General features: G+C 72.3%; 18 protein-coding genes. 9 read left to right on the forward strand and 9 right to left on the reverse strand.

Annotation, left to right across the window (positions count from 1 at the left end):
- Positions 1 to 74 precede the first annotated feature (74 nt).
- Positions 75 to 728 (reverse strand): DUF6230 family protein, encoded by a 654-nt coding sequence (locus OG899_RS07490; protein WP_125497087.1) that lies wholly within the window; start codon positions 726 to 728, stop codon positions 75 to 77.
- 641 nt (positions 729 to 1,369) lie between these two features.
- Positions 1,370 to 2,338 carry a tetratricopeptide repeat protein gene (locus tag OG899_RS07495; RefSeq protein WP_168132288.1) on the reverse strand — a complete coding sequence of 323 codons (969 nt, stop codon included), beginning with the start codon at positions 2,336 to 2,338 and terminating at the stop codon, positions 1,370 to 1,372.
- 323 nt (positions 2,339 to 2,661) lie between these two features.
- Here OG899_RS07495 and OG899_RS07500 point away from each other — a divergent pair, with 323 nt between their 5' ends.
- Positions 2,662 to 3,348 carry a TetR/AcrR family transcriptional regulator gene (locus OG899_RS07500; protein WP_125497086.1) on the forward strand — a complete coding sequence of 229 codons (687 nt, stop codon included), beginning with the start codon at positions 2,662 to 2,664 and terminating at the stop codon, positions 3,346 to 3,348.
- A gap of 75 nt (positions 3,349 to 3,423) precedes the next feature.
- Here OG899_RS07500 and OG899_RS07505 read toward each other — a convergent pair whose 3' ends face one another.
- The 5 genes from OG899_RS07505 to OG899_RS07525 form a co-directional block, all read right to left on the reverse strand.
- Entirely contained in the window at positions 3,424 to 5,124 is a 1,701-nt protein-coding gene (locus OG899_RS07505) for a methylmalonyl-CoA mutase (RefSeq protein WP_189428477.1), read from the reverse strand.
- 76 nt (positions 5,125 to 5,200) lie between these two features.
- Entirely contained in the window at positions 5,201 to 5,539 is a 339-nt protein-coding gene (locus OG899_RS07510; protein WP_125497084.1) for a DUF3817 domain-containing protein, read from the reverse strand.
- A gap of 86 nt (positions 5,540 to 5,625) precedes the next feature.
- A complete protein-coding gene (locus OG899_RS07515) occupies positions 5,626 to 6,135 on the reverse strand; it encodes a MarR family winged helix-turn-helix transcriptional regulator (protein ID WP_125497083.1) in 510 nt (169 codons plus the stop codon).
- A gap of 119 nt (positions 6,136 to 6,254) precedes the next feature.
- Positions 6,255 to 6,551: an MTH1187 family thiamine-binding protein gene (locus OG899_RS07520; RefSeq protein ID WP_125497082.1), complete on the reverse strand. Its 297-nt coding sequence runs from the start codon at positions 6,549 to 6,551 to the stop codon at positions 6,255 to 6,257.
- A complete protein-coding gene (locus tag OG899_RS07525; protein WP_125497081.1) occupies positions 6,548 to 6,892 on the reverse strand; it encodes a DUF3817 domain-containing protein in 345 nt (114 codons plus the stop codon). Before OG899_RS07525 ends, OG899_RS07520 begins: the two co-directional genes overlap by 4 nt.
- Before the next feature lie 201 nt (positions 6,893 to 7,093).
- Here OG899_RS07525 and OG899_RS07530 point away from each other — a divergent pair, with 201 nt between their 5' ends.
- From OG899_RS07530 to OG899_RS07545, 4 genes are all read left to right on the forward strand, one after another.
- Positions 7,094 to 7,732, forward strand: coding sequence for an AIM24 family protein (locus OG899_RS07530; RefSeq protein ID WP_125497080.1), 639 nt, complete (start codon positions 7,094 to 7,096; stop codon positions 7,730 to 7,732).
- 1 nt (position 7,733) lies between these two features.
- Complete coding sequence (locus OG899_RS07535) at positions 7,734 to 8,384, forward strand: AIM24 family protein (protein WP_406310948.1); 651 nt, start codon at positions 7,734 to 7,736, stop codon at positions 8,382 to 8,384.
- A complete protein-coding gene (locus OG899_RS07540) occupies positions 8,381 to 9,163 on the forward strand; it encodes an AIM24 family protein (protein WP_168132287.1) in 783 nt (260 codons plus the stop codon). The genes OG899_RS07535 and OG899_RS07540 overlap by 4 nt, the downstream gene beginning before the upstream one ends.
- A 93-nt stretch (positions 9,164 to 9,256) precedes the next feature.
- Positions 9,257 to 9,733 carry a MarR family winged helix-turn-helix transcriptional regulator gene (locus OG899_RS07545; protein WP_125497077.1) on the forward strand — a complete coding sequence of 159 codons (477 nt, stop codon included), beginning with the start codon at positions 9,257 to 9,259 and terminating at the stop codon, positions 9,731 to 9,733.
- Between the two features lie 160 nt (positions 9,734 to 9,893).
- On the opposite strand, the gene meaB is transcribed toward OG899_RS07545, so the two are convergent.
- Positions 9,894 to 10,850 carry a methylmalonyl Co-A mutase-associated GTPase MeaB gene (gene meaB / locus OG899_RS07550; protein ID WP_125497106.1) on the reverse strand — a complete coding sequence of 319 codons (957 nt, stop codon included), beginning with the start codon at positions 10,848 to 10,850 and terminating at the stop codon, positions 9,894 to 9,896.
- Positions 10,851 to 10,950: 100 nt separating this feature from the next.
- A complete protein-coding gene (locus tag OG899_RS07555) occupies positions 10,951 to 12,159 on the reverse strand; it encodes an acetyl-CoA C-acetyltransferase (protein ID WP_125497076.1) in 1,209 nt (402 codons plus the stop codon).
- Between the two features lie 148 nt (positions 12,160 to 12,307).
- Here OG899_RS07555 and mce point away from each other — a divergent pair, with 148 nt between their 5' ends.
- The 4 genes from mce to OG899_RS07575 all read left to right on the forward strand — a co-directional run bounded on the left by mce (position 12,308) and on the right by OG899_RS07575 (position 19,303).
- Complete coding sequence (mce, locus tag OG899_RS07560; protein ID WP_125497075.1) at positions 12,308 to 12,748, forward strand: methylmalonyl-CoA epimerase; 441 nt, start codon at positions 12,308 to 12,310, stop codon at positions 12,746 to 12,748.
- Between the two features lie 209 nt (positions 12,749 to 12,957).
- Positions 12,958 to 17,004, forward strand: a complete 4,047-nt coding sequence (scy, locus tag OG899_RS07565; protein WP_406310949.1) for a polarized growth protein Scy — start codon at positions 12,958 to 12,960, stop codon at positions 17,002 to 17,004.
- A gap of 260 nt (positions 17,005 to 17,264) precedes the next feature.
- A complete protein-coding gene (locus OG899_RS07570) occupies positions 17,265 to 18,200 on the forward strand; it encodes a cellulose-binding protein (RefSeq protein WP_125497073.1) in 936 nt (311 codons plus the stop codon).
- A 107-nt stretch (positions 18,201 to 18,307) separates the two neighbouring features.
- A complete protein-coding gene (locus OG899_RS07575; RefSeq protein ID WP_406310950.1) occupies positions 18,308 to 19,303 on the forward strand; it encodes an ABC transporter ATP-binding protein in 996 nt (331 codons plus the stop codon).
- The last annotated feature ends 2 nt before the right edge of the window (positions 19,304 to 19,305 follow it).

A 19,305-nucleotide genomic window follows, 5' to 3' on the forward strand; every position in this document is an offset into this window, starting at 1 on the left:
GTGGTGTGTGAAGGGGCGGGTGAGTGGAGAACGGGCGGGGGTGCCGTTCGGCTCCCCCGCCCGTCACCGGGTGCTCAGTAGCACTCGTGCTTGCCGGTCTGGAGCTTCATGTGCAGCCCCGGCAGCTTGAAGGTGCCGGCCGTGGTGGCCCACGCCGTCTGCTTCACATCGGTCAGCGTCGCCGACTCGGCCTGCTGGGCGAAGCCGTAGGGATTCGTCCGCTTCGAGGACACCTCGTCCTGGTTGATGCCAGGACCCTTCTGGGCGTCCTTCGCGGCCACACCGATGTCGATGTTGTTGAACGTGGCGTCGGCACCGAGGTCCTCGACGTCGATGTACAGATTCTTGGCGGAGACCTGCTTCGCCGGGTCGCTGCTGTCACCCGCGGTGAGGGTCAGGCTGACCGACCCCAGCACCGGGATGCCCGGAGTGACGACGGACTGGCACAGGCTCTTGATCTGCGCTTCGTTGAACGCCGAGACCGCGACCGGGTGGTCGGTCTTCTCACCGGAGAGGGTGTAACCCGAATCGATCGCGCCGTACTGGACGAAGCCCTTGCCCTCGAGCTTCTCGGCCGTCACCTTGAACGACTGGCCCGACACGCTGAACGAGGCGGCCAGGGCGCCCTGCGCCAGGGCCACGCCTATCGCCGCGGTGGCGGCCACGCTGGGCACCATGACCACAGCGAACCGCTTCCATCTGGTCCCGCCACGCACCTGGGACTCCATCAATTCCTCCTTCTCGGACGTACATCTCCTGGCTCCGGCTCTGCCCCCGTTCGGCTCGGGCCGGGCAGGGATGGGAGAAGTGCTACGTCCTCGGGAAGGAGAGCGCCCGCGCTCGGTGGCGCGTACCGCGCCCGAATCACCGGCGATCACCCCCGAGCGACAACCACTGGTCGCGCCTGACACGCATCACGCACAACCTTGCTGGACAGGCTTCACCGGTCGGCGAAGACCCCCCTGTCCAAGAACCGGCCGGGCCGGCTCTGCTCGGTGGGGACCCAGACATCCCGTGACCCGAATGGCTGTCGGGGGACGGGGATGGACCGAGCGTGGCCGATCGTGGTGCATTCTCGCCGCCCACACAAGGGGGGTCGTTACTCGCTAGTAACGGCCGGATAACCGAGCGGCGACGCAGCGACCCCGGACCGCGACACTCGGTGGTAACACAGGCCACGGCAATTCAACCGATGCCCGGACAGATCCGGGCACGCTTGCGCCCCGGCCTTACTCGTAGTAACAGCGGCCGCGTTTACCAAGTTTTGGTAAAGCGCGGCCGCCGTGGCGTCGTGTCGGCCGTTCTCCCACTCGGGCGTCACAGGCCCGGGCGCAGGGTGTCCGGCGGCGGACCGCAGGGTCCGACCGGCTCAGAACAGGGCCCGCGCCAGTGCCCGCCGGGCCGCCGTCACCCGGGGGTCCTCCGCCCCGACGACCTCGAACAGCTCCAGCAGCCGCAGCCGGGCCGCGTCCCGGTCCTCGCCCGCCGTGCGCTTGACGGTGTCGATGAGCCGCCCGAAGGCGTCCTCCACATGACCGCCCGCCAGGTCCAGGTCGGCGGCGGCGATCTGCGCCTGTACGTCGCCCGGCTTCTCGGCGGCCTCCTGACGCACCTTCTGCACGTCCATCCCGCGGACGCGCTGCAGCAGTTCGGCCTGGGCCAGGCCCAGCTTGGCCTCGGCGTTGGCCGGGTCGTCGGCCAGCACGTTCTTGTAGGCCTGGACGGCACCGCCCAGGTCACCGGCGTCCAGGGCCTGCGCCGCCGCGTCCAGCGCCGCGGCGTGCGGGCCGGCCGGCTTCTGCTGCGCCCGCGCGCCCGGCTCGGCCTCCGGGTCGACGGTCAGACCGGTCAGCCCGAAGCGCTGCTCGGCGACCTGCACCAGCTGATCCAGCGTCTGGCGGATCTGCGCCTCGGGCGCCGCGCCCTGGAACAGCGGCAGCGCCTGGCCGGCGACCACCGCGAAGACCGCGGGGATCCCCTGGATGCCGAACTGCTGCATCAGCAGCTGGTTGGCGTCGACGTCGACCTTGGCGAGCAGGAAGCGGCCGTTGTACTCGACGGCCAGCCGCTCCAGGACCGGGCCGAGCTGCTTGCAGGGCTGGCACCACTCGGCCCAGAAGTCGATGACGACCGGCACCTCGGCGGAGCGCTGCAGGACGTCGCGTTCGAAGGTGGCCTCGCTGACGTCGATGACGAGGTCGGCCGGGGAGACGGCGCCCGCCCCGCCCTCCCGGGCGGCCTGGGCGCGGGCCTGCTCCGCCTTGGCCTTGGCCTCCTGGGCCGCCTTCACCGCGGCGAGGTCGACGACGCCGCTCATGGACATGTTCCGTGGCTGCATGCGTCTATCCTCCCCCGTTCCGCCTCTGTGAGTGAAAACAGCCGTCGAGTCCGGCCCCGTCGACCGTACGGCGTGCCCGGTCCCCACCGGGCCGCCGGCCGGTGCACGGTGCCGTCGTGCCGGTACGTGGCCGTCGTCCCGTGCCGGTCAGGACGGTGATGCGTGCGTGTGCTGTGTGGTTGTCGCTCGGCGCGGACCCCAACCCGCGCTTTCGCTACGGGTCGTAGCGTAATGGCACCGAGTGCCGCCGCGAAACCGTCCCCCGGTGATCTCCCTCACCACCACACGGAACCGCCCGGTTTCGCGCCGGTTATGGTCATGGGATGCAGAGCCGCACCCCGCACGCCCGCGCCGGCCGCCCGCGCAGCGCCGCCGCGGACGCGGCCATCCTGGCCGCCACGCGCGCGGCGCTGGTGGAGCTGGGCTGGTCGAAACTCACCCTGCAGGACGTGGCCACCCGCGCGGGGGTCGCCAAGACGACGCTGTACCGGCGCTGGGCCGGCAAGAACGAACTCGTGGTGGACGCGGTCGCCGAACTCTTCGACGAGCTGCGCCTGCCGGACCGCGGCAGCCTGGCCGCCGACATCGAGGGCGTGGTGCTGCAGTTCGCGGCGATCCTGGCCCGCCCGGAGGCCCGCAGCGGGCTGATGGCGGTCGTTGCGGAGTCGACCCGTGACGCGGCGTTGCGGGAACGTATCCGCACATCGATCGTGGACCGGCAGAAGCGGCTGGTCCTGCAGGGCCGGGAGCGTGCCCAGGCACGCGGCGAGCTGCCCGGCGAGGACGACGCCGCGGCGGCCGCCCGCACCGCCGACCTCATCTTCGACGTGGTGGCGGGGGCGGTGGTGCACCGCACCCTGGTCAGCGCGGAGCCCGCGGACGAGGAGTGGGTGCGCAGGTTCACCCAGCTGCTGTTGCTGGGGCTCGGGGATGCGGCCCGCGCCGGGTTCGCCGGCACCGCCGGACAGGGCGGGCCGGACGGGACGGATGCCCGGGGCCGGGACGGCTGAGCCGGGCACGACGACGGCGGCGGGCGGCCCGGGAAACCGGGTTCCGCCCGCCGCTTCGCGGCCCTGCGGGGGTGCTCAGAACCCGGCGGGCTCGCTGTACACGCCCCACTCGTCGCGCAGGGCCTGGCAGATCTCGCCCAGCGTGGCCTCGGCGCGCACGGCGTCCAGCATCGGCTCGATCATGTTGGAGCCGTCCCGGGCTGCGGCCAGCATGGCGTCCAGCGCTGAGCGCACCGCGGCGTCGTCCCGGGCCGCCCGCCGCTTCGCCAGCAGCCGCACCTGCTCGCGCTCCACCTCGTGGCTCACCCGCAGGATCTCCAGGTCCCCGGTGACCGACCCGGTGTGCACATTGACGCCGACGACCTTCTTGTCGCCCTTCTCCAGGGCCTGCTGGTAGCGGAACGCCGCCTCGGCGATCTCGCCGGTGAACCAGCCGTCCTCGATGCCCTTGAGGATGCCGGAGGTCATCGGCCCGATGGGGTGCTGCCCGTCGGGGTGGGCGCGCCGGCCGCGCTCCTTGATCTGGTCGAAGATCTTCTCGGCGTCCGCCTCGATCCGGTCCGTGAGCTGCTCGACGTACCAGGAACCGCCCAGCGGGTCGGCGACGTTGGCGACGCCGGTCTCCTCCATCAGCACCTGCTGGGTGCGCAGCGCGATCTCGGCGGCCTGCTCGCTGGGCAGCGCCAGGGTCTCGTCCAGGGCGTTGGTGTGCAGCGAGTTCGTGCCGCCGAGCACCGCCGCGAGGGCCTCCACGGCGGTGCGGACGACGTTGTTGTAGGGCTGCTGCGCGGTGAGCGACACCCCGGCGGTCTGGGTGTGGAAGCGCAGCCACTGGGCCCGGTCGGTCGTGGCGCCGTAGACGTCGCGCATCCAGCGGGCCCAGATGCGGCGCGCCGCGCGGAACTTGGCGATCTCCTCGAAGAAGTCGACGTGCGCGTCGAAGAAGAAGGACAGGCCGGGCGCGAACACGTCCACGTCCAGGCCGCGGCTCAGGCCCAGTTCGACGTAGCCGAAGCCGTCGGCGAGCGTGTACGCCAGCTCCTGCGCGGCCGTCGCGCCGGCTTCGCGGATGTGGTAGCCGGAGACGGACAGCGGCTTGTACGCGGGGATGCGCGCGCTGGTGTACTCCATCAGGTCGCCGATGAGGCGCAGATGGGGCTCGGGCGGGAAGAGCCACTCCTTCTGCGCGATGTACTCCTTGAAGATGTCCGTCTGCAGCGTGCCGTTGAGGACGGAGGTGTCCACGCCCTGGCGTTCGGCGGCGACCAGGTACATGCAGAAGACGGGGACGGCCGGGCCGCTGATCGTCATCGAGGTGGTGACGTCGCCCAGCGGGATGTCCTGGAAGAGCACCTCCATGTCGGCCGCGGAGTCGATCGCCACGCCGCAGTGGCCGACCTCGCCGAGCGAGCGCGGGTCGTCGGAGTCACGGCCCATGAGGGTGGGCATGTCGAACGCGACCGAGAGCCCGCCGCCGCCCGCGGCGAGGATCATCTTGTAGCGCTCGTTGGTCTGCTCGGCGTTGCCGAACCCGGCGAACTGCCGGATGGTCCACGTACGCCCTCGGTAGCCGGTCGGGTACAGGCCGCGGGTGAACGGGAACTCACCGGGCCAGCCGATCCGCTCGAAGCCCTGGTAGACGTCCCCGGGGCGGGGACCGTAGACGGGCTCCACGGGATCGCCGGAGAGCGTGGTGAAGTCCGCGTCGCGCTTGCGCGCCGCGTCGTACCGGGCCTGCCAGCGACGGCGGCCTTCTTCTATGGCGTCAGCGTCCATGCTTCGAATTTACTAGGACGTCCTAGTAAATGTCGACGGCTGACCGCCGCACGGGTGCGGTGTGCGGCGGTGGACACTACGCCTCGACGGCCGTGGGGGCCGGGTCGGCGACCTTGGCCTGCAGCTCGCGGCTGATCTTCCGCTCGACGAAGAAGGCGGCCGTGGGGATGGTGCCCGCGAGCAGCACCCACAGCTGGCGGCCGACCGGCATCTTCGCCTTGGACCCCAGGTCGAAGGCGAAGATCAGATAGATCACGTACAGCCAGCCGTGCGCGATGGCGACGACCCGGGTGAAGTCCGCGGCCCCTGCGATGTCCAGCCCGTACTTGGCGATCATGCTCAGACACAGGAGCACCAGCAGGACGCCGGTGACGTAGGCCATGACGCGGTAGCGGGTCAGCACGCTTCGTTTCATGGGTCGAGCGTAACCGCGCGTTCCGGTAGATCTTGGGCGGGGTCGCCCTGCCGCGGGACCGGGCGCGGCCCGGTGATCCGGGCGGCTCAGCTCTCCTCGAAGTCGCGGGCGGCCACGCGCAGCGGGCGCAGCATCGCGAAGATCTCCGCGCACTCCTCGGCGTCGTAGACGCTCAGGCCGAAGTCCATCGCCATCAGGTCGCGGGTGGCCGCCTCGACCACCTCGCGGCCCTTGTCGGTGATGACGGCGAGCGTGCCGCGGCCGTCGTTGGGGTTGGGACGCTTGGCCACCAGACCGGACCTGACCAGGCGGTCGACGGTGTTGGTCACGGAGGTGGGGTGCACCATCAGCCGCTCACCGATCTTGGACATCGGCAGTTCGCCGGCCTTGGAGAAGGTGAGCAGCACCAGCGCCTCGTAGCGCGCGAACGTCAGTCCGTACGGCTTGACCACCGCGTCGACCTCGGCCAGCAGGATCTGGTGGGCGCGCATGATCGACGTGATCGCCGCCATGGACGGGACGTTCCCCCAGCGCTGCTTCCAGAGTTCGTCGGCGCGGGCGATGGGGTCGAAGGGAAGACTGAGGGGCTTGGGCACGTCACAGAACCCTACCCCTGGCGGTCATATGGTGGTCGGCCCGTCTCGCGGACCGGTACGCGGCGGCGACGGCCGGCGGCACGGGGTGCACCCGCGGGCGCGGCCGCCGGCCGGGCGTCTCACTGCTCGGCCAGGTGCCGTTCGACGGTCTCCACCTTGCGTGTCAGGCCGTCGGTCACACCGGGACGGATGTCCGCCTTGAGGACCACCGACACACGCGGGGCGCGGGCCTCCACCGCGGCCACGGCGCGCTTGACCACGTCCATGACCTCGTCCCACTCCCCCTCGATGGAGGTGAACATCGCGTCGGTGCGGTTGGGCAGCCCCGAGGCGCGGACCACGCGGACGGCCTCGGCCACGTAGGCGCCGACGTCCTCGCCGACGCCGAGCGGGGTGACGGAGAAGGCGACGATCATGCGTTCACGATCCCTTCGCGACGGGCACGGGCGGCGATCACCGCGTCCTCGGCGGCCCGCTTGAGCCGGCGCTCGGCGAAGAAGCCGCCGGTGGGCAGCACCGAGAGGACGAAGTAGAGCGCCGCGGTCTTCAGCGGCCACTTGGCGCGGTTCCAGGCATCCGCCCAGAAGAGCACGTACAGCACGAACAGGATGCCGTGGATCGAGCCCATCACGGGCACCGCGTTGAAGTCCGTGGTCCGCTTCAAGACCGAGCAGACCAGCAGCAGAAGGAAGGACACGGCCTCGGGTCCGGAGACCAGGCGCAGGCGTCGCAGGGCGGAGGCGGTTTTGATGTCCACGGGTCACCTTCGGTGGAGAGGAGTTTGTGAACGCGGGCACAAGGGGCCGGTCCATTGTGGCAAACCGGTCGCGACGCCCCTCCCTCAGGGTCGTCCGCACGGCGCGCACGGCCCCGGCAGGCCGCGTCTCAGGGTCGGGTCCGGGTTCGCCTCCTTCCACGGACCCTGTCGGCGGCGGGCGGGCGCGGCTACCGTCGCTGCGTGGCGACGTTCCGACTGCACAGCGGCAAGGTGCTCGCCGTCGACCTGAGCGGGGACGCCGTGACGGCGAAGAACGGCTCGATGGTCGCGTACGACGGGCACATGACCTTCAAGAGGCTGACCGGGGGCGGCGAGGGGCTGCGGGGCGTGGTGACGCGGCGGCTCACCGGGGAGCACAGGACCGTGATGGAGGTGCGCGGGGAGGGAACCTGCTGGTTCGCCGACCGGGCGAGCGAGATCACTCTGGTGCGCCTGACCGGGGACACGCTGTACGTGGAGGCGGACAGCCTGCTGGCGGCCGACGCGGGGCTGCGGACCGGGACCACGTTCACCGGGCTGCGCGGGGCCGCGCAGGGCAACGGGCTGTTCACCACGACCGTGCGGGGCCACGGGCAGGCGGCGCTGTTGTCCGACGGCCCGGCCGTGGTGCTCCGGGTGGCTCCGCATGCGCCGCTGGTCGTGGATCCGGGGGCGTACGTGGCGCACCAGGGCGACGTCCGGCAGTCCTTCCAGTCAGGGGCCACCTTCCGCACCCTGATCGGCGAGGGCGGCGGGGAGGCCGTGCAGATCCGGTTCGAGGGGGACGGCCTGGTGTATGTGCAGCCGAGCGAGCGGACCACGGTGGCGGGAGACGTGTGACATGGCCTTCCGGGAGATCAACGACAAGATGATCGAGGCCACGGTGGCGCCGGGGCGGCGGCTGTTCAGCCGGCGCGGGGCGATGCTCGCCTACCGGGGCGAGGTGTCGTTCACCCCGAACCTCACCTCGGGCCGGGGCGGGGCGATGTCCGCGCTCGGGCGGCGGATCGCCGGGGAGGCGGCACCGCCGATGACCGTCGAGGGCAGCGGCACCGTGTACTTCGGGCACGGCGGGCACCACGTGCACGTCGTCCGGCTGACGGGCGACACGCTGTACGTGGAGGCGGACCGGCTGCTCGCCTTCGAGGACACGCTGGAACAGGGCACGGTGTTCCTGGGCGCGCAGGGCGGGGTGATGGGCCTGGTGCGAGGGCAGGCCACCGGTCAGGGGCTGTTCACGACCACGCTGACGGGGCACGGCTGCGCGGCCGTGATGGCGCACGGAGGCGTCGTCGAGCTGCCGGTCCGCCCGCAGCGCCCCGTCCACGTGGATCCGCAGGCCTACGTCGCCCATCACGGCGCCGTACGCAACCGGCTGTCGACGGCCGTGGGCTGGCGGGAGCTGGTGGGCCGCGGTTCCGGTGAGGCCTTCCAGCTCGAACTGAGCGGCCAGGGTGTGGTCTTCGTCCAGGCGTCGGAGGAGAAGCTGTGAACGGACCCGTGGTGTACGACCCGGTGACGCTGCCGGCCGACGACAACGTCGACCCGTACACCTTCTGCGTGGAGCTGGCGGGGACACGCTGGTTCCTGCAGAAGGGCAAGATGATCGCCTACTACGGGTCGATCGAGTTCAACGGGGTGGGGCACGGGCCGCTGGACCGGCTGGTGCGGACCTCGTTCCACTCGCCCCTGCACGCGGCCGACTGGGTGGTCGCGGAGGGCTCGGGCAAGATGCTGCTCGCCGACCGGGCCTTCGACGTCGACTCCTACGACCTCGACGACGGCAATCTGACCATACGCTCCGGGCATCTGCTCGCCTTCCAGCCGAGTCTGTCCCTGAAGCAGTCGATCGTGCCGGGGTTCGTGACCCTGATCGGCACCGGGAAGTTCGTCGCCGCGTCGAACGGGCCGGTGGTGTTCATGGAACCCCCCCTCCGGGTGGATCCGCAGGCGCTCGTCGGCTGGGCCGACTGCCCCTCCCCGTGTCACCACTACGACCACGGGTATCTCACCGGGGTGCTGGGCGGCGTGCGCGCGCTGACGGGCATCGGCGGGGCCTCCGGGGAGGAGCACCAGTTCGAGTTCACGGGCGCCGGAACGGTGCTGCTGCAGTCCAGCGAGGCGCTGATGCCCGAGCAGCCGACGGGCACGGCGCCGGACGAGCCGGGGGTACCCGGTCCCGCGGCGGCGTCCGGGGACCGTGGCCCGCTGGGTGGCGCACCGCGCCTTCCCGGGCAGCTCGGAGATCTCCAGCACCGCTTCGGGCTGTGAGCGGTAGTCTGCACACCGTGACGGCTCGAACGCCTGCGCGCCGCCACACGATCCTTGCTCGTCCGGAATTCAACTATTAGGTAGACTTCATCCATGGAGACCGAGACGGCCACGCGCTGGCTGACCGATGCGGAACAGTGCGCCTGGCGTACCCACCTGGACGTCAACAGGCTGTTGACGTACCAGCTGGAGAGGGACCTGCAACCGTTCGGCCTGACGTTGAACGACTACGAGATCCTCGTGCATCTGTCGGAGTCGGAGGACGTGCGGATGCGGATGAGCGACCTCGCGGCCGCCACGCTGCAGTCCAAGAGCCGCCTCTCGCACCAGATCACGCGCATGGAGAACGCGGACCTGGTGCGCCGTGAGCACTGCGAGTCCGACCGTCGGGGCCTGTACGCGGTCCTCACCGAGCACGGCATGGAGACCATGCGGAAGGTCGCACCGCACCACGTCGCCTCGGTGCGCCGGCACTTCATCGACCTGCTGGAGCCCGAGCAGCTGGCCCAGCTGGAGAAGGCGCTCAAGCCGATCGCGGAGCACCTGCGCGCCCAGCGCGGACGCCTCTGAGCCGCCGGCCCCGGTGGCCGGCCGGACGGCCACGGCGGGCCGGGCCGCCTCGCCTCCGCGGCCACGTGAACGAAGCACACGAGGGCCTTCCGCGTCCGGAGGAGGGGCGGCTTCCTCCGGACGCGGAAGGCCCTGCGTCGTGTCGCGGACGCCGTCGCCGTCAGCGCTCGGTCAGGCCCGCCACCAGTTCGTCGGCCGCGCGGTAGGGGTCCAGCTCGCCCGCCACGATGCGCTCCGCCAGGGCGCTGAGGCGGCGGTCGCCGTGCAGATCGCCGATGCGCTCGCGCAGCGCGGTCACCGCGATCGTCTCCACCTCGTGGGCCGCACGGGCCAGCCGGCGCTCGGCGAGCACCCCGTGCTCCTCCATCCACGCCCGGTGCTTCTCCAGGGCCTGCACGACCTCGTCCACGCCCTCCCCGCGGGCCGCGACCGTCTTGACGATGGGCGGCCGCCAGTCGCCGGGGGCGCGGGCCTCGCCCAGGCCGAGCATGTGGTTCAGCTCGCGGGCGGTGGCGTCGGCGCCGTCCCGGTCGGCCTTGTTGACCACGTACACGTCGCCGATCTCCAGGATGCCCGCCTTGGCCGCCTGGATGCCGTCGCCCATGCCCGGAGCCAGCAGGACCACGCTGGTGTCCGCCTGGGAGGCGATCTCCACCTCCGACTGGCCCACGCCCACCGTCTCGACCAGGATCACGTCGCAGCCGGCCGCGTCCAGGACCCGGATGGCCTGCGGCGCCGCCCAGGCCAGGCCGCCGAGGTGGCCCCGGGTGGCCATGGAGCGGATGTACACCCCGGGGTCCGAGGCGTGCTCCGACATCCGCACCCGGTCGCCGAGCAGCGCACCGCCGGAGAAGGGCGAGGACGGGTCGACGGCGAGCACACCGACCCGCTTGCCCTGCTTGCGGTAGGCCGTGACCAGCGCGGAGGTCGACGTGGACTTGCCGACGCCGGGCGCGCCGGTCAGGCCGACGACGTAGGCGTTGCCGGTCAGCGGCGCGAGCGCCGCCATGACCTCCCTGAGCTGCGGTGACGCCCCCTCCACCAGGGAGATCAGCCGGGCCACGGCCCGCGGGCGGCCTTCCCTGGCCTGGGCCACCAGCGAGGAGACGTCCTGCATCACAGCTCCGTTCACGTCCGCGTCGTCTTGGTCCGCCGCAGGGGCCGCCGGGCCCCCACGGCGCTTCCGCCGGCCCGGTCGGGCCGGCGGACCGGCTTCCTCACGCCCGGGGCACCCGCAGGATCAGTGCGTCGCCCTGGCCGCCGCCGCCGCACAGCGCCGCCGCGCCGACGCCGCCGCCGCGCCGCTTCAGCTCCAGCGCCAGGTGCAGCGCCAGACGGGCACCGGACATCCCGATCGGGTGACCCAGCGCAATCGCGCCACCGTTCACATTCACCTTTTCGGTGGACACCCCGAGGTCCTTCATGGACTGTACGGCGACGGCCGCGAACGCCTCGTTGATCTCGATGAGGTCCAGGTCGGAGACCTCCAGGCCCTCCTTCTTCAGGGCGTGCCGGATCGCGTTGGACGGCTGGGACTGCAACGAGTTGTCCGGGCCGGCCACATTGCCGTGGGCGCCGATCTCGGCGATCCAGTCCAGGCCCAGCTCCTCGGCCTTGGCCTTGCTCATCACCACCACGGCCGCGGCACCGTCGGAGATCTGCGAGGAGGAGCCGGCGGTGATCGTGCCGTCCTTGGCGAAGGCCGGGCGCAGCTTGGCCAGCGTCTCGACGGTGGTGTCGGCGCGGACGCCCTCGTCCTTGCTGAACAGCACCGGGTCGCCCTTGCGCTGCGGGATCTCCACCGGGGTGATCTCGGCGTCGAACAGGCCGTTCTTCTGCGCCGCGGCGGCCCGCTGGTGGGACAGCGCCGCGAACTCGTCCTGCTCGGCGCGCGTGATGCCCAGGCGGCCGTTGTACTTCTCGGTGGACTCGCCCATGGCGATGCCCTCGAAGGAGTCGGTCAGCCCGTCATGGGCCATCGCGTCGAGCATCTGCACCGCGCCGTACTTGAAGCCCTCACGGGACTTCGGCAGCAGGTGCGGGGCATTGGTCATGGACTCCTGGCCGCCGGCGACGACGATGTCGAATTCACCCGCGCGGATCAGCTGGTCGGCGAGGGCGATCGCGTCCAGGCCGGACAGGCACACCTTGTTGATCGTGAGCGCCGGGACGCTCATCGGGATGCCGGCCTTGACCGCGGCCTGCCGGGCGGGGATCTGGCCGGCGCCCGCCTGCAGCACCTGCCCCATGATCACGTACTGCACCTGGTCGGCGCCGATGCCGGCGCGGTCGAGGGCCGCCTTGATGGCGATGCCGCCGAGGTCGGCGCCGGAGAAGGACTTGAGCGAGCCCAGCAGTCGCCCCATGGGCGTGCGGGCACCCGCGACGATGACCGAGCTGTTCGTTCCAGAGGTTCCAGAAGGCATGAGCTGCGTCCCCTTACCGGCCTGCTCGGCCCGAGGAGTGAACGAGGGTTTACCTCGAATGTACTGAGCGGTACTGCACCCGTCATCGGCCTTTCAGTGTGATCGCGCGCACGTTGCGTAACCATCCGCAGGGCGCTCCACTGAAACCATGCTGACGCGAATCGACCACATCGGGATCGCCTGCCACGACCTCGACGCCACCGTCGAGTTCTACCGGAGCACCTACGGGTTCGAGGTGTTCCACACCGAGGTCAACGAGGAGCAGGGCGTCCGCGAGGCCATGCTCAAGATCAACGATACGTCGGACGGCGGCTCCTCCTACCTCCAGCTGCTGGAACCCACCCGGGAGGACTCGGCGGTCGGCAAATGGCTCGCCAAGCACGGGGAGGGCGTCCACCACATCGCCTTCGGCACCCCGGACGTCGACGGCGACGCCGCGCAGATCCGCGACAAGGGCGTACGCGTGCTCTACGACGAGCCGCGGCGCGGCACCATGGGGTCGCGGATCACCTTCCTGCACCCCAAGGACTGCCATGGCGTCCTGACAGAACTGGTCACCTCCGCGGGAGTTGAGCCGGACGAGCACTGACCGACATACAAGGAGGCCGGTAGGGTTGGGGGCGGTCGTTCTCGCACCGAGGGCGGCCGCTTGCCGGGGTCCGGGTTTCGGGGGACGGGCGGCGGGGCAACAGCCCATGCTCCTCCGCGGATCTGACACCATTCCCCGGGGGCCCCGTTCGGCGTATGGACGGAGCTCGTTTCACAAGCTTGCGACCAGGGGACGGATGGGACCGCGCAGTGCGGGGCTACGAACGCCAGGAGCGAGAGCCGGCGGCTGACGTCGACCACCTGACTCGGTTCGAGGCCGAGATGGAACGGCTGAAGACCGAGCGGGAGAAGGCGATCCAGCACGCCGAGGACCTCGGCTACCAGGTCGAGGTGCTGCGCGCCAAGCTGCACGAGGCGCGGCGTGCTCTCATGCTCCGGCCCGCCTACGACAGCGCCGACATCGGCTACCAGGCCGAGCAGCTGCTGCGCAACGCGCAGATGCAGGCCGAACAGATCCGCGCCGACGCCGAACGCGAACTGAGCGAGGCGCGGGCACAGACCCAGCGGATCCTGCAGGAGCACGCCGAGCAGGCCGCACGGCTGCAGGCGGAGCTGCACCAGGAGGCGGTCACCCGCCGCCAGCAGCTGGACCAGGAGCTGGCCGAGCGCCGCCGCACCGTGGAGTCCCACGTCAACGAGAACGTGGCGTGGGCCGAGCAGCTGCGCGCCCGCACCGAGCAGCAGGCCCGCCGGCTGCTGGAGGAGTCCCGGGCGGAGGCCGAGCAGGCGATGGCCGCCGCCCGTGCGGAGGCCGAGCGGCTGACCGCCGAGGCCCGGCAGCGGATGCAGAGCGAGGCCGAGGCGGCCCGCGCCGAGGCCGAGCAGCTGCTGCGCCGGGCCCGTGCCGACGCCCAGCGGATGCTGGACACCGCCTCCGCCCAGGCCCAGGAGGCCACCGACCACGCCGAGCAGCTGCGCAGCGCCGCGCTCGGCGAGTCCGAGGCCGCGCGCCGGCAGGCCGCCGAGCTGAGCCGGGCCGCGGAGCAGCGGATGGCCGAGGCCGAGGAGGCGCTGCGCAAGGCGCAGGCCGAGGCGGAGAAGACGGTCGCCGAGGCCAAGGAGGCCGCGGCGAAGGCGCTGGCGAGCGCCGAGTCGGCCAACGAGCAGCGCACCCGGGTCGCCAAGGAGCAGGTCGCCCGGCTGGTGGAGGAGGCCACCAAGGAGGCCGAGAGCACCCGCGCCGAGGCCGAGCAGCTGGTCGCGGACGCCCGCGCGGAGGCGGAGAAGATCGTCGCCGAGGCCGCGGAGAAGGCCCGTACGGTCAGCGCGGAGGAGGCCGCCACCCAGCTGTCGAAGGCGGCGAAGCAGGCCGAGGACGTGTTGAACAAGGCCTCCGAGGAGGCGCGGCGCACCACCAAGGAGGCCGCCGAGGAGGCCGAGCGGATCCGCAGCGAGGCGGAGGCCGAGGCGGACCGGCTGCGTGCCGAGGCGCACGAGATCGCCGAGCAGCTCAAGGGCGCGGCCAAGGACGACACCGAGGAGTACCGCGCCAAGACCGTCGAGCTGCAGGAGGAGGCCCGCCGGCTGCGCGGCGAGGCGGAGCAGCTGCGCGCCGAGGCGGTCACCGAGGGCGAGAAGATCCGCGCCGAGGCCCGGCGCGAGGCCGTCACGCAGATCGAGGAGGCGGCCAAGACCGCCGAGGAGCTGCTGGCCAAGGCCAAGGCGGATGCCGACGAGCTGCGCCGGACCGCCACCGCGGACAGCGAGAAGGTCCGCACCGAGGCCATCGAGCGCGCCACCACGCTGCGCCGGCAGGCCGAGGAGACCCTGGAGCGCACCCGCAAGGAGGCCGAGCAGCAGCGCACCGAGGCCGAGGAGCAGGCCGAGGCCGTCAAGGCGGACGCCGAGCGGGCCGCCCGCGAGCTGCGCGAGGAGACCGAGCAGGCGCTGGCGGCCCGGCAGGCGGAGGCCACCGAGGAGCTGACCCGGCTGCACACCGAGGCCGAGGAGCGCCTCGCCGCGGCCGAGCAGGCGCTGACCGACGCCCGTGCGGAGGCCGACCGGATCCGCCGCGAGGCCGCCGAGGAGGCCGAGCGGCAGCGCACCGAGTCCGCCGAACGGATCCGCACCCTGCAGCAGCAGGCCGAGGAGGAGGCCGACCGGCTGCGCACCCAGGCCGCCGCGGACGCCTCCGCCTCCCGCGCGGAGGGCGAGGCCGTGGCCGTGCGGCTGCGGTCGGAGGCGGCCGCCGAGGCCGAGCGGCTGAGGACCGAGGCCCAGGAGACCGCCGACAAGGTGCGCGCGGAGGCGCAGGCCGCCGCCGAGCGGCTGGGCGCGGAGGCGTCGGAGACGCTGGCCGCCGCCCAGGAGGAGGCGGCCCGGCGCCGCCGCGCCGCCGAGGAACTGCTCGCCGCCGCCCGCAAGGAGGCCGACCAGGAGCGCGAGCAGGCCCGGGAGCAGAGCGAGGAGCTGCTCGCCGCCGCCCGCACCCGGGTGGAGGAGGCGCAGACCGAGGCCACCCGCCTGGTGGAGGAGGCCGACCGGCGGGCCGGCGAGACGGTCGCCGCGGCGGAGCAGCACGCCCAGCAGGTACGGGACTCCGTGGCCGGGCTGCAGGAGCAGGCCCAGGAGGAGATCGCCGGACTGCGCTCGGCGGCCGAGCACGCGGCGGAGCGCACCCGGCGGGAGGCCCAGGAGGAGGCCGACCGGGTCCGCGCCGACGCCTACGCCGAGCGGGAGCGGGCCGGCGAGGACGCCGCCCGGATGCGCCGCGAGGCGCAGGAGGAGGCCGAGCAGGCCCGCGAGCTGGCCGAGCGCACGCTGACGGAGGCGGCCGAGGAGGCCGAGCGGATCCGCAAGGACGCCGCCGAGCACGCCCAGCGGGTGCGCACCGAGGCCAGCGACACCATCGCCCAGGCCGAGCAGGACGCCGCGCGCACCCGGGCGGACGCCCGCGGGGACGCCAACCGCATCCGCTCGGACGCGGCCACGCAGGCGGACACCCTCATCTCCGAGGCGCGCGCGGAGGCCGAGCGGCTGCAGACGCGGACGGCCGAGGAGGCCGAACGCGTGCGCACGGAGGCCGCCGAGGAGGCCGAACGTCTGCGCACCGAGGCCGCCGACGAGGCCGAACGTCTGCGCACCGAGGCCGCCGAGGAGGCCGAACGCGTCCGCACCGAGGCGAGCACCGAGGCCGAGCAGGTCCGCACCCAGGCGGCCGAGGAGGCCGAGCGGGCCCGCACCGAGGCGAGCACCGAGGCCGAACGGGTCCGCACCGAGGCGGCCGCCGAGGCGGACCGGCTCGTCGCGGACGCCACCGAGGAGGCCGAGCGGCTGCGTGCCGAGGCGGCGGAGCTGCTCCGCTCGGTGCAGGAGCGGGCCGAGCGGATCCGCACCGACTCCGACCGGCTCAAGGCGGAGGCGGAGGCCGAGGCGGAGCGCACGCTGGCCGAGGCCCGCAAGGAGGCCGAGCGCACCCTGGACGAGGCCCGCAAGGACGCCAACAAGCGGCGGTCGGAGGCGGCCGAGCAGGTCGACAAGCTGATCACGGAGACCACCGCCGAGGCCGACAAGCTGCTCGCCGAGGCGCAGGCGGCCGCGGTGAAGACCACGGCGGACGCCGAGGCGCAGGCCGACACCATGGTGGGCGCGGCCCGCAAGGAGGCCGAGCGGATCGTCAAGGAGGCGACCGTCGAGGGCAACACCCTGGTGGAGAAGGCCCGTACCGACGCCGACGAGCTGCTGGTCGGCGCCCGCCGGGACGCCACCCGGATCCGCGAGCGGGCCGAGGAGCTGCGCGACCGCATCACCACGGAGATCGAGGAGCTGCACGAGCGGGCCCGCCGCGAGGCCGCCGAGACGATGAAGTCGACCGGCGACCGCTGCGACGCGCTGATCAAGGCGGCCGAGGAGCAGCTGGCCAAGGCGGAGGCCAAGGCGAAGGAGATCGTCTCGGAGGCCAACTCCGAGGCGGGCAGGGTCCGTATCGCCGCGGTGAAGAAGGCCGAGGGCCTGCTGAAGGAGGCCGAGCAGAAGAAGGCCAAGCTGATCGCGGAGGCCGAGGAGCTGAAGGCGGAGGCGGTCCGCGAGGCCCGGCGCACCGTGGAGGAGGGCCGGCGCGAGCTGGAGATCCTGATGCGCCGCCGCGAGGACATCAACGCCGAGATCTCCCGGGTGCAGGACGTCCTGGAGGCGCTGGAGTCCTTCGAGACGCCCTCGGCCGGCAAGGACGGCGGTGTGAAGGCGGGCGCGACGGTGGGAGCACCCAGGGTGGGTGGCAAGGCGTCAGAGAGGTAGCGTATAAGGGGAGTTCCGGGCTCCGGCGGGGGCGCGTCCGGAGGTTCGCCTGTTCCCAGGCCGTGGTCGTGACATCGCGTCGTCCGCCCGTCGGGCGGCAGACAAGACCTCACGGACACGGCTCGGGCAAGGCCTCCGGCGGTCAGCCACTCAAAAGAGGTGTCATCCTCCAGATCAAACATGTATCCGCTCGATGACACACCGCTTCGGCCCCTAGGATTCGACCTATCACCTCACCGGTCTCATTCGACAGGAACCCCATGAGCGACACTTCCCCCTACGGCTTCGAGCTTGTGCGGCGTGGGTACGACCGCGCGCAGGTGGACGAACGCATCGCCAAGCTCGTCTCCGACCGCGACAGCGCTCTCGCCCGCATCACCGCTCTGGAGAAGCGCATCGAGGAACTCCACCTCGAGACGCAGAACGCCCAGGCCCAGGTCGCCGAGTCCGAACCGTCCTACGCGGGTCTCGGCGCCCGGGTCGAGAAGATCCTGCGCCTGGCCGAGGAAGAGGCCAAGGAGCTGCGTGAGGAGGCCCGGCGCGCCGCCGAGCAGCAGCGCGAGCTCGCCGAGGCGGCGGCCCAGCAGGTCCGCAACGACGCCGAGACCTACGCCGCCGAGCGCAAGGCGAAGGCCGAGGAAGAGGGCGTGCGGATCGTCGAGAAGGCGAAGTCGGACGCCGCCCAGCTGCGGGCCGAGGCCCAGAAGGACGCGCAGTCCAAGCGTGAGGAGGCGGACGCCCTCTTCGAGGAGACCCGCGCCAAGGCCGCGCAGGCCGCCGCCGACTTCGAGACCAACCTCGCCAAGCGCCGCGAGCAGTCCGAGCGCGACCTGGCCGCCCGCCAGGCCAAGGCGGAGAAGCGGCTGGCCGAGATCGAGCACCGGGCGGAGCAGCTGCGCCTGGAGGCGGAGAAGCTGCGCACCGACGCCGAGCGCCGGGCCCGCCAGACCGTCGAGACCGCCCAGCGGCAGGCCGAGGACATCGTGGCCGACGCCAACGCCAAGGCGGACCGCATCCGTTCGGAGTCCGAGCGCGAGCTGGCCGCCCTGACCAACCGCCGCGACTCCATCAACGCCCAGCTGACCAACGTCCGCGAGATGCTGGCCACGCTCACCGGTGCGGCGGTGGCCGCCTCCAGCTCGCCGACGGAGGAGGAGTCCACCTCCCGCGGGGTTCCGGCCCAGCAGTCCAGGTGACGTGACGGGGTGAGGGAGTAGCACCCGCTCACGCAGAGACCGTACCGCGCGAAGCCCCTCGCCGCCTTCCGGTGGCGAGGGGCTTCGTCCGCATCTAGCGTGGCCGCATGATCGAGCTGTCGGGGCTGACCAAGCGGTACGGCGAGAAGGTCGCGGTGGACGACCTGACGTTCACCGTGCGGCCCGGCGTGGTCACGGGGTTCCTCGGACCGAACGGCGCCGGCAAGTCCACGACCATGCGGATGATCCTCGGCCTGGACCACCCCACCGCGGGGGACGTGCGCATCGACGGACGGCACTACCACGAGCTGCCCGATCCGCTCACGTACATCGGGGCCCTGCTGGACGCGAAGGCCGTGCACGGCGGGCGCACGGCCCGCAGCCATCTGCTGTGGCTGGCGCAGAGCAACGGCATCCCCGCCCACCGGGTGGACACGGTGCTGGAAACGGTGGGGCTGACGGCGGTCGCCCGGAAGAAGGCCAAGGGGTTCTCGCTCGGGATGAGCCAGCGGCTCGGCATCGCTGCGGCGCTGCTCGGCGATCCCCGGATCCTGATGTTCGACGAGCCGGTCAACGGCCTGGACCCCGAGGGCATCCACTGGATCCGCGGTCTGATGAAGTCGCTGGCCGCCGAGGGACGCACCGTGTTCGTCTCCAGTCATCTGATGAGCGAGATGGCGCTGACCGCTGACCATCTGATCGTCATCGGGCAGGGCAGGCTGCTCGCGGACACCTCGATGGCGGACTTCGTGGCGGACAACGCCCACGCCCGGGTCCGTGTCCGCACCCCCGACCGGGAGCGGCTGCTGGACGCGCTGCAGCGGGCCGGGCTCACGGCGCAGGACGCCGGGGACGGGGTGCTGGAGATCGAGGGCGACGCGGCGGAGCGCATCGGGGAGCTGGCCGCCGAGCACCGGATCGTGCTGCACGAGCTGAGCGTGCGCCGGTCCTCTCTGGAGGAGGCGTTCATGCGGCTGACGGCCGGGGCGGTGGAGTACCACGCGCACCAGGCGCCGCCGGCGGCTCCGTGGGGTGCCGACAGCCGTGCGGCGGCCTCCGGGACCGGGGGGCAGGCCGTGGCGCGCACGAGTGCGGAGGGCTGAGC

The organism is Streptomyces thermoviolaceus (genome assembly GCF_045209695.1).
GTDB classification, from domain to species: Bacteria; Actinomycetota; Actinomycetes; order Streptomycetales; family Streptomycetaceae; genus Streptomyces; species Streptomyces thermoviolaceus.

Coding starts and splice junctions, on each gene's coding strand:
- OG899_RS07505 (WP_189428477.1), bottom strand. CDS start 5,124: ATGGACGCTGACGCCATAGAAGAAGGCCGCCGTCGCTGGCAGGCCCGG.
- OG899_RS07535 (WP_406310948.1), top strand. CDS start 7,734: ATGGCCTTCCGGGAGATCAACGACAAGATGATCGAGGCCACGGTGGCG.
- OG899_RS07555 (WP_125497076.1), bottom strand. CDS start 12,159: ATGCCTTCTGGAACCTCTGGAACGAACAGCTCGGTCATCGTCGCGGGT.
- OG899_RS07500 (WP_125497086.1), top strand. CDS start 2,662: ATGCAGAGCCGCACCCCGCACGCCCGCGCCGGCCGCCCGCGCAGCGCC.
- mce (WP_125497075.1), top strand. CDS start 12,308: ATGCTGACGCGAATCGACCACATCGGGATCGCCTGCCACGACCTCGAC.
- OG899_RS07520 (WP_125497082.1), bottom strand. CDS start 6,551: ATGATCGTCGCCTTCTCCGTCACCCCGCTCGGCGTCGGCGAGGACGTC.
- OG899_RS07575 (WP_406310950.1), top strand. CDS start 18,308: ATGATCGAGCTGTCGGGGCTGACCAAGCGGTACGGCGAGAAGGTCGCG.
- OG899_RS07495 (WP_168132288.1), bottom strand. CDS start 2,338: ATGCAGCCACGGAACATGTCCATGAGCGGCGTCGTCGACCTCGCCGCG.
- meaB (WP_125497106.1), bottom strand. CDS start 10,850: ATGCAGGACGTCTCCTCGCTGGTGGCCCAGGCCAGGGAAGGCCGCCCG.
- OG899_RS07510 (WP_125497084.1), bottom strand. CDS start 5,539: ATGAAACGAAGCGTGCTGACCCGCTACCGCGTCATGGCCTACGTCACC.
- OG899_RS07570 (WP_125497073.1), top strand. CDS start 17,265: ATGAGCGACACTTCCCCCTACGGCTTCGAGCTTGTGCGGCGTGGGTAC.
- OG899_RS07490 (WP_125497087.1), bottom strand. CDS start 728: ATGGAGTCCCAGGTGCGTGGCGGGACCAGATGGAAGCGGTTCGCTGTG.
- OG899_RS07545 (WP_125497077.1), top strand. CDS start 9,257: ATGGAGACCGAGACGGCCACGCGCTGGCTGACCGATGCGGAACAGTGC.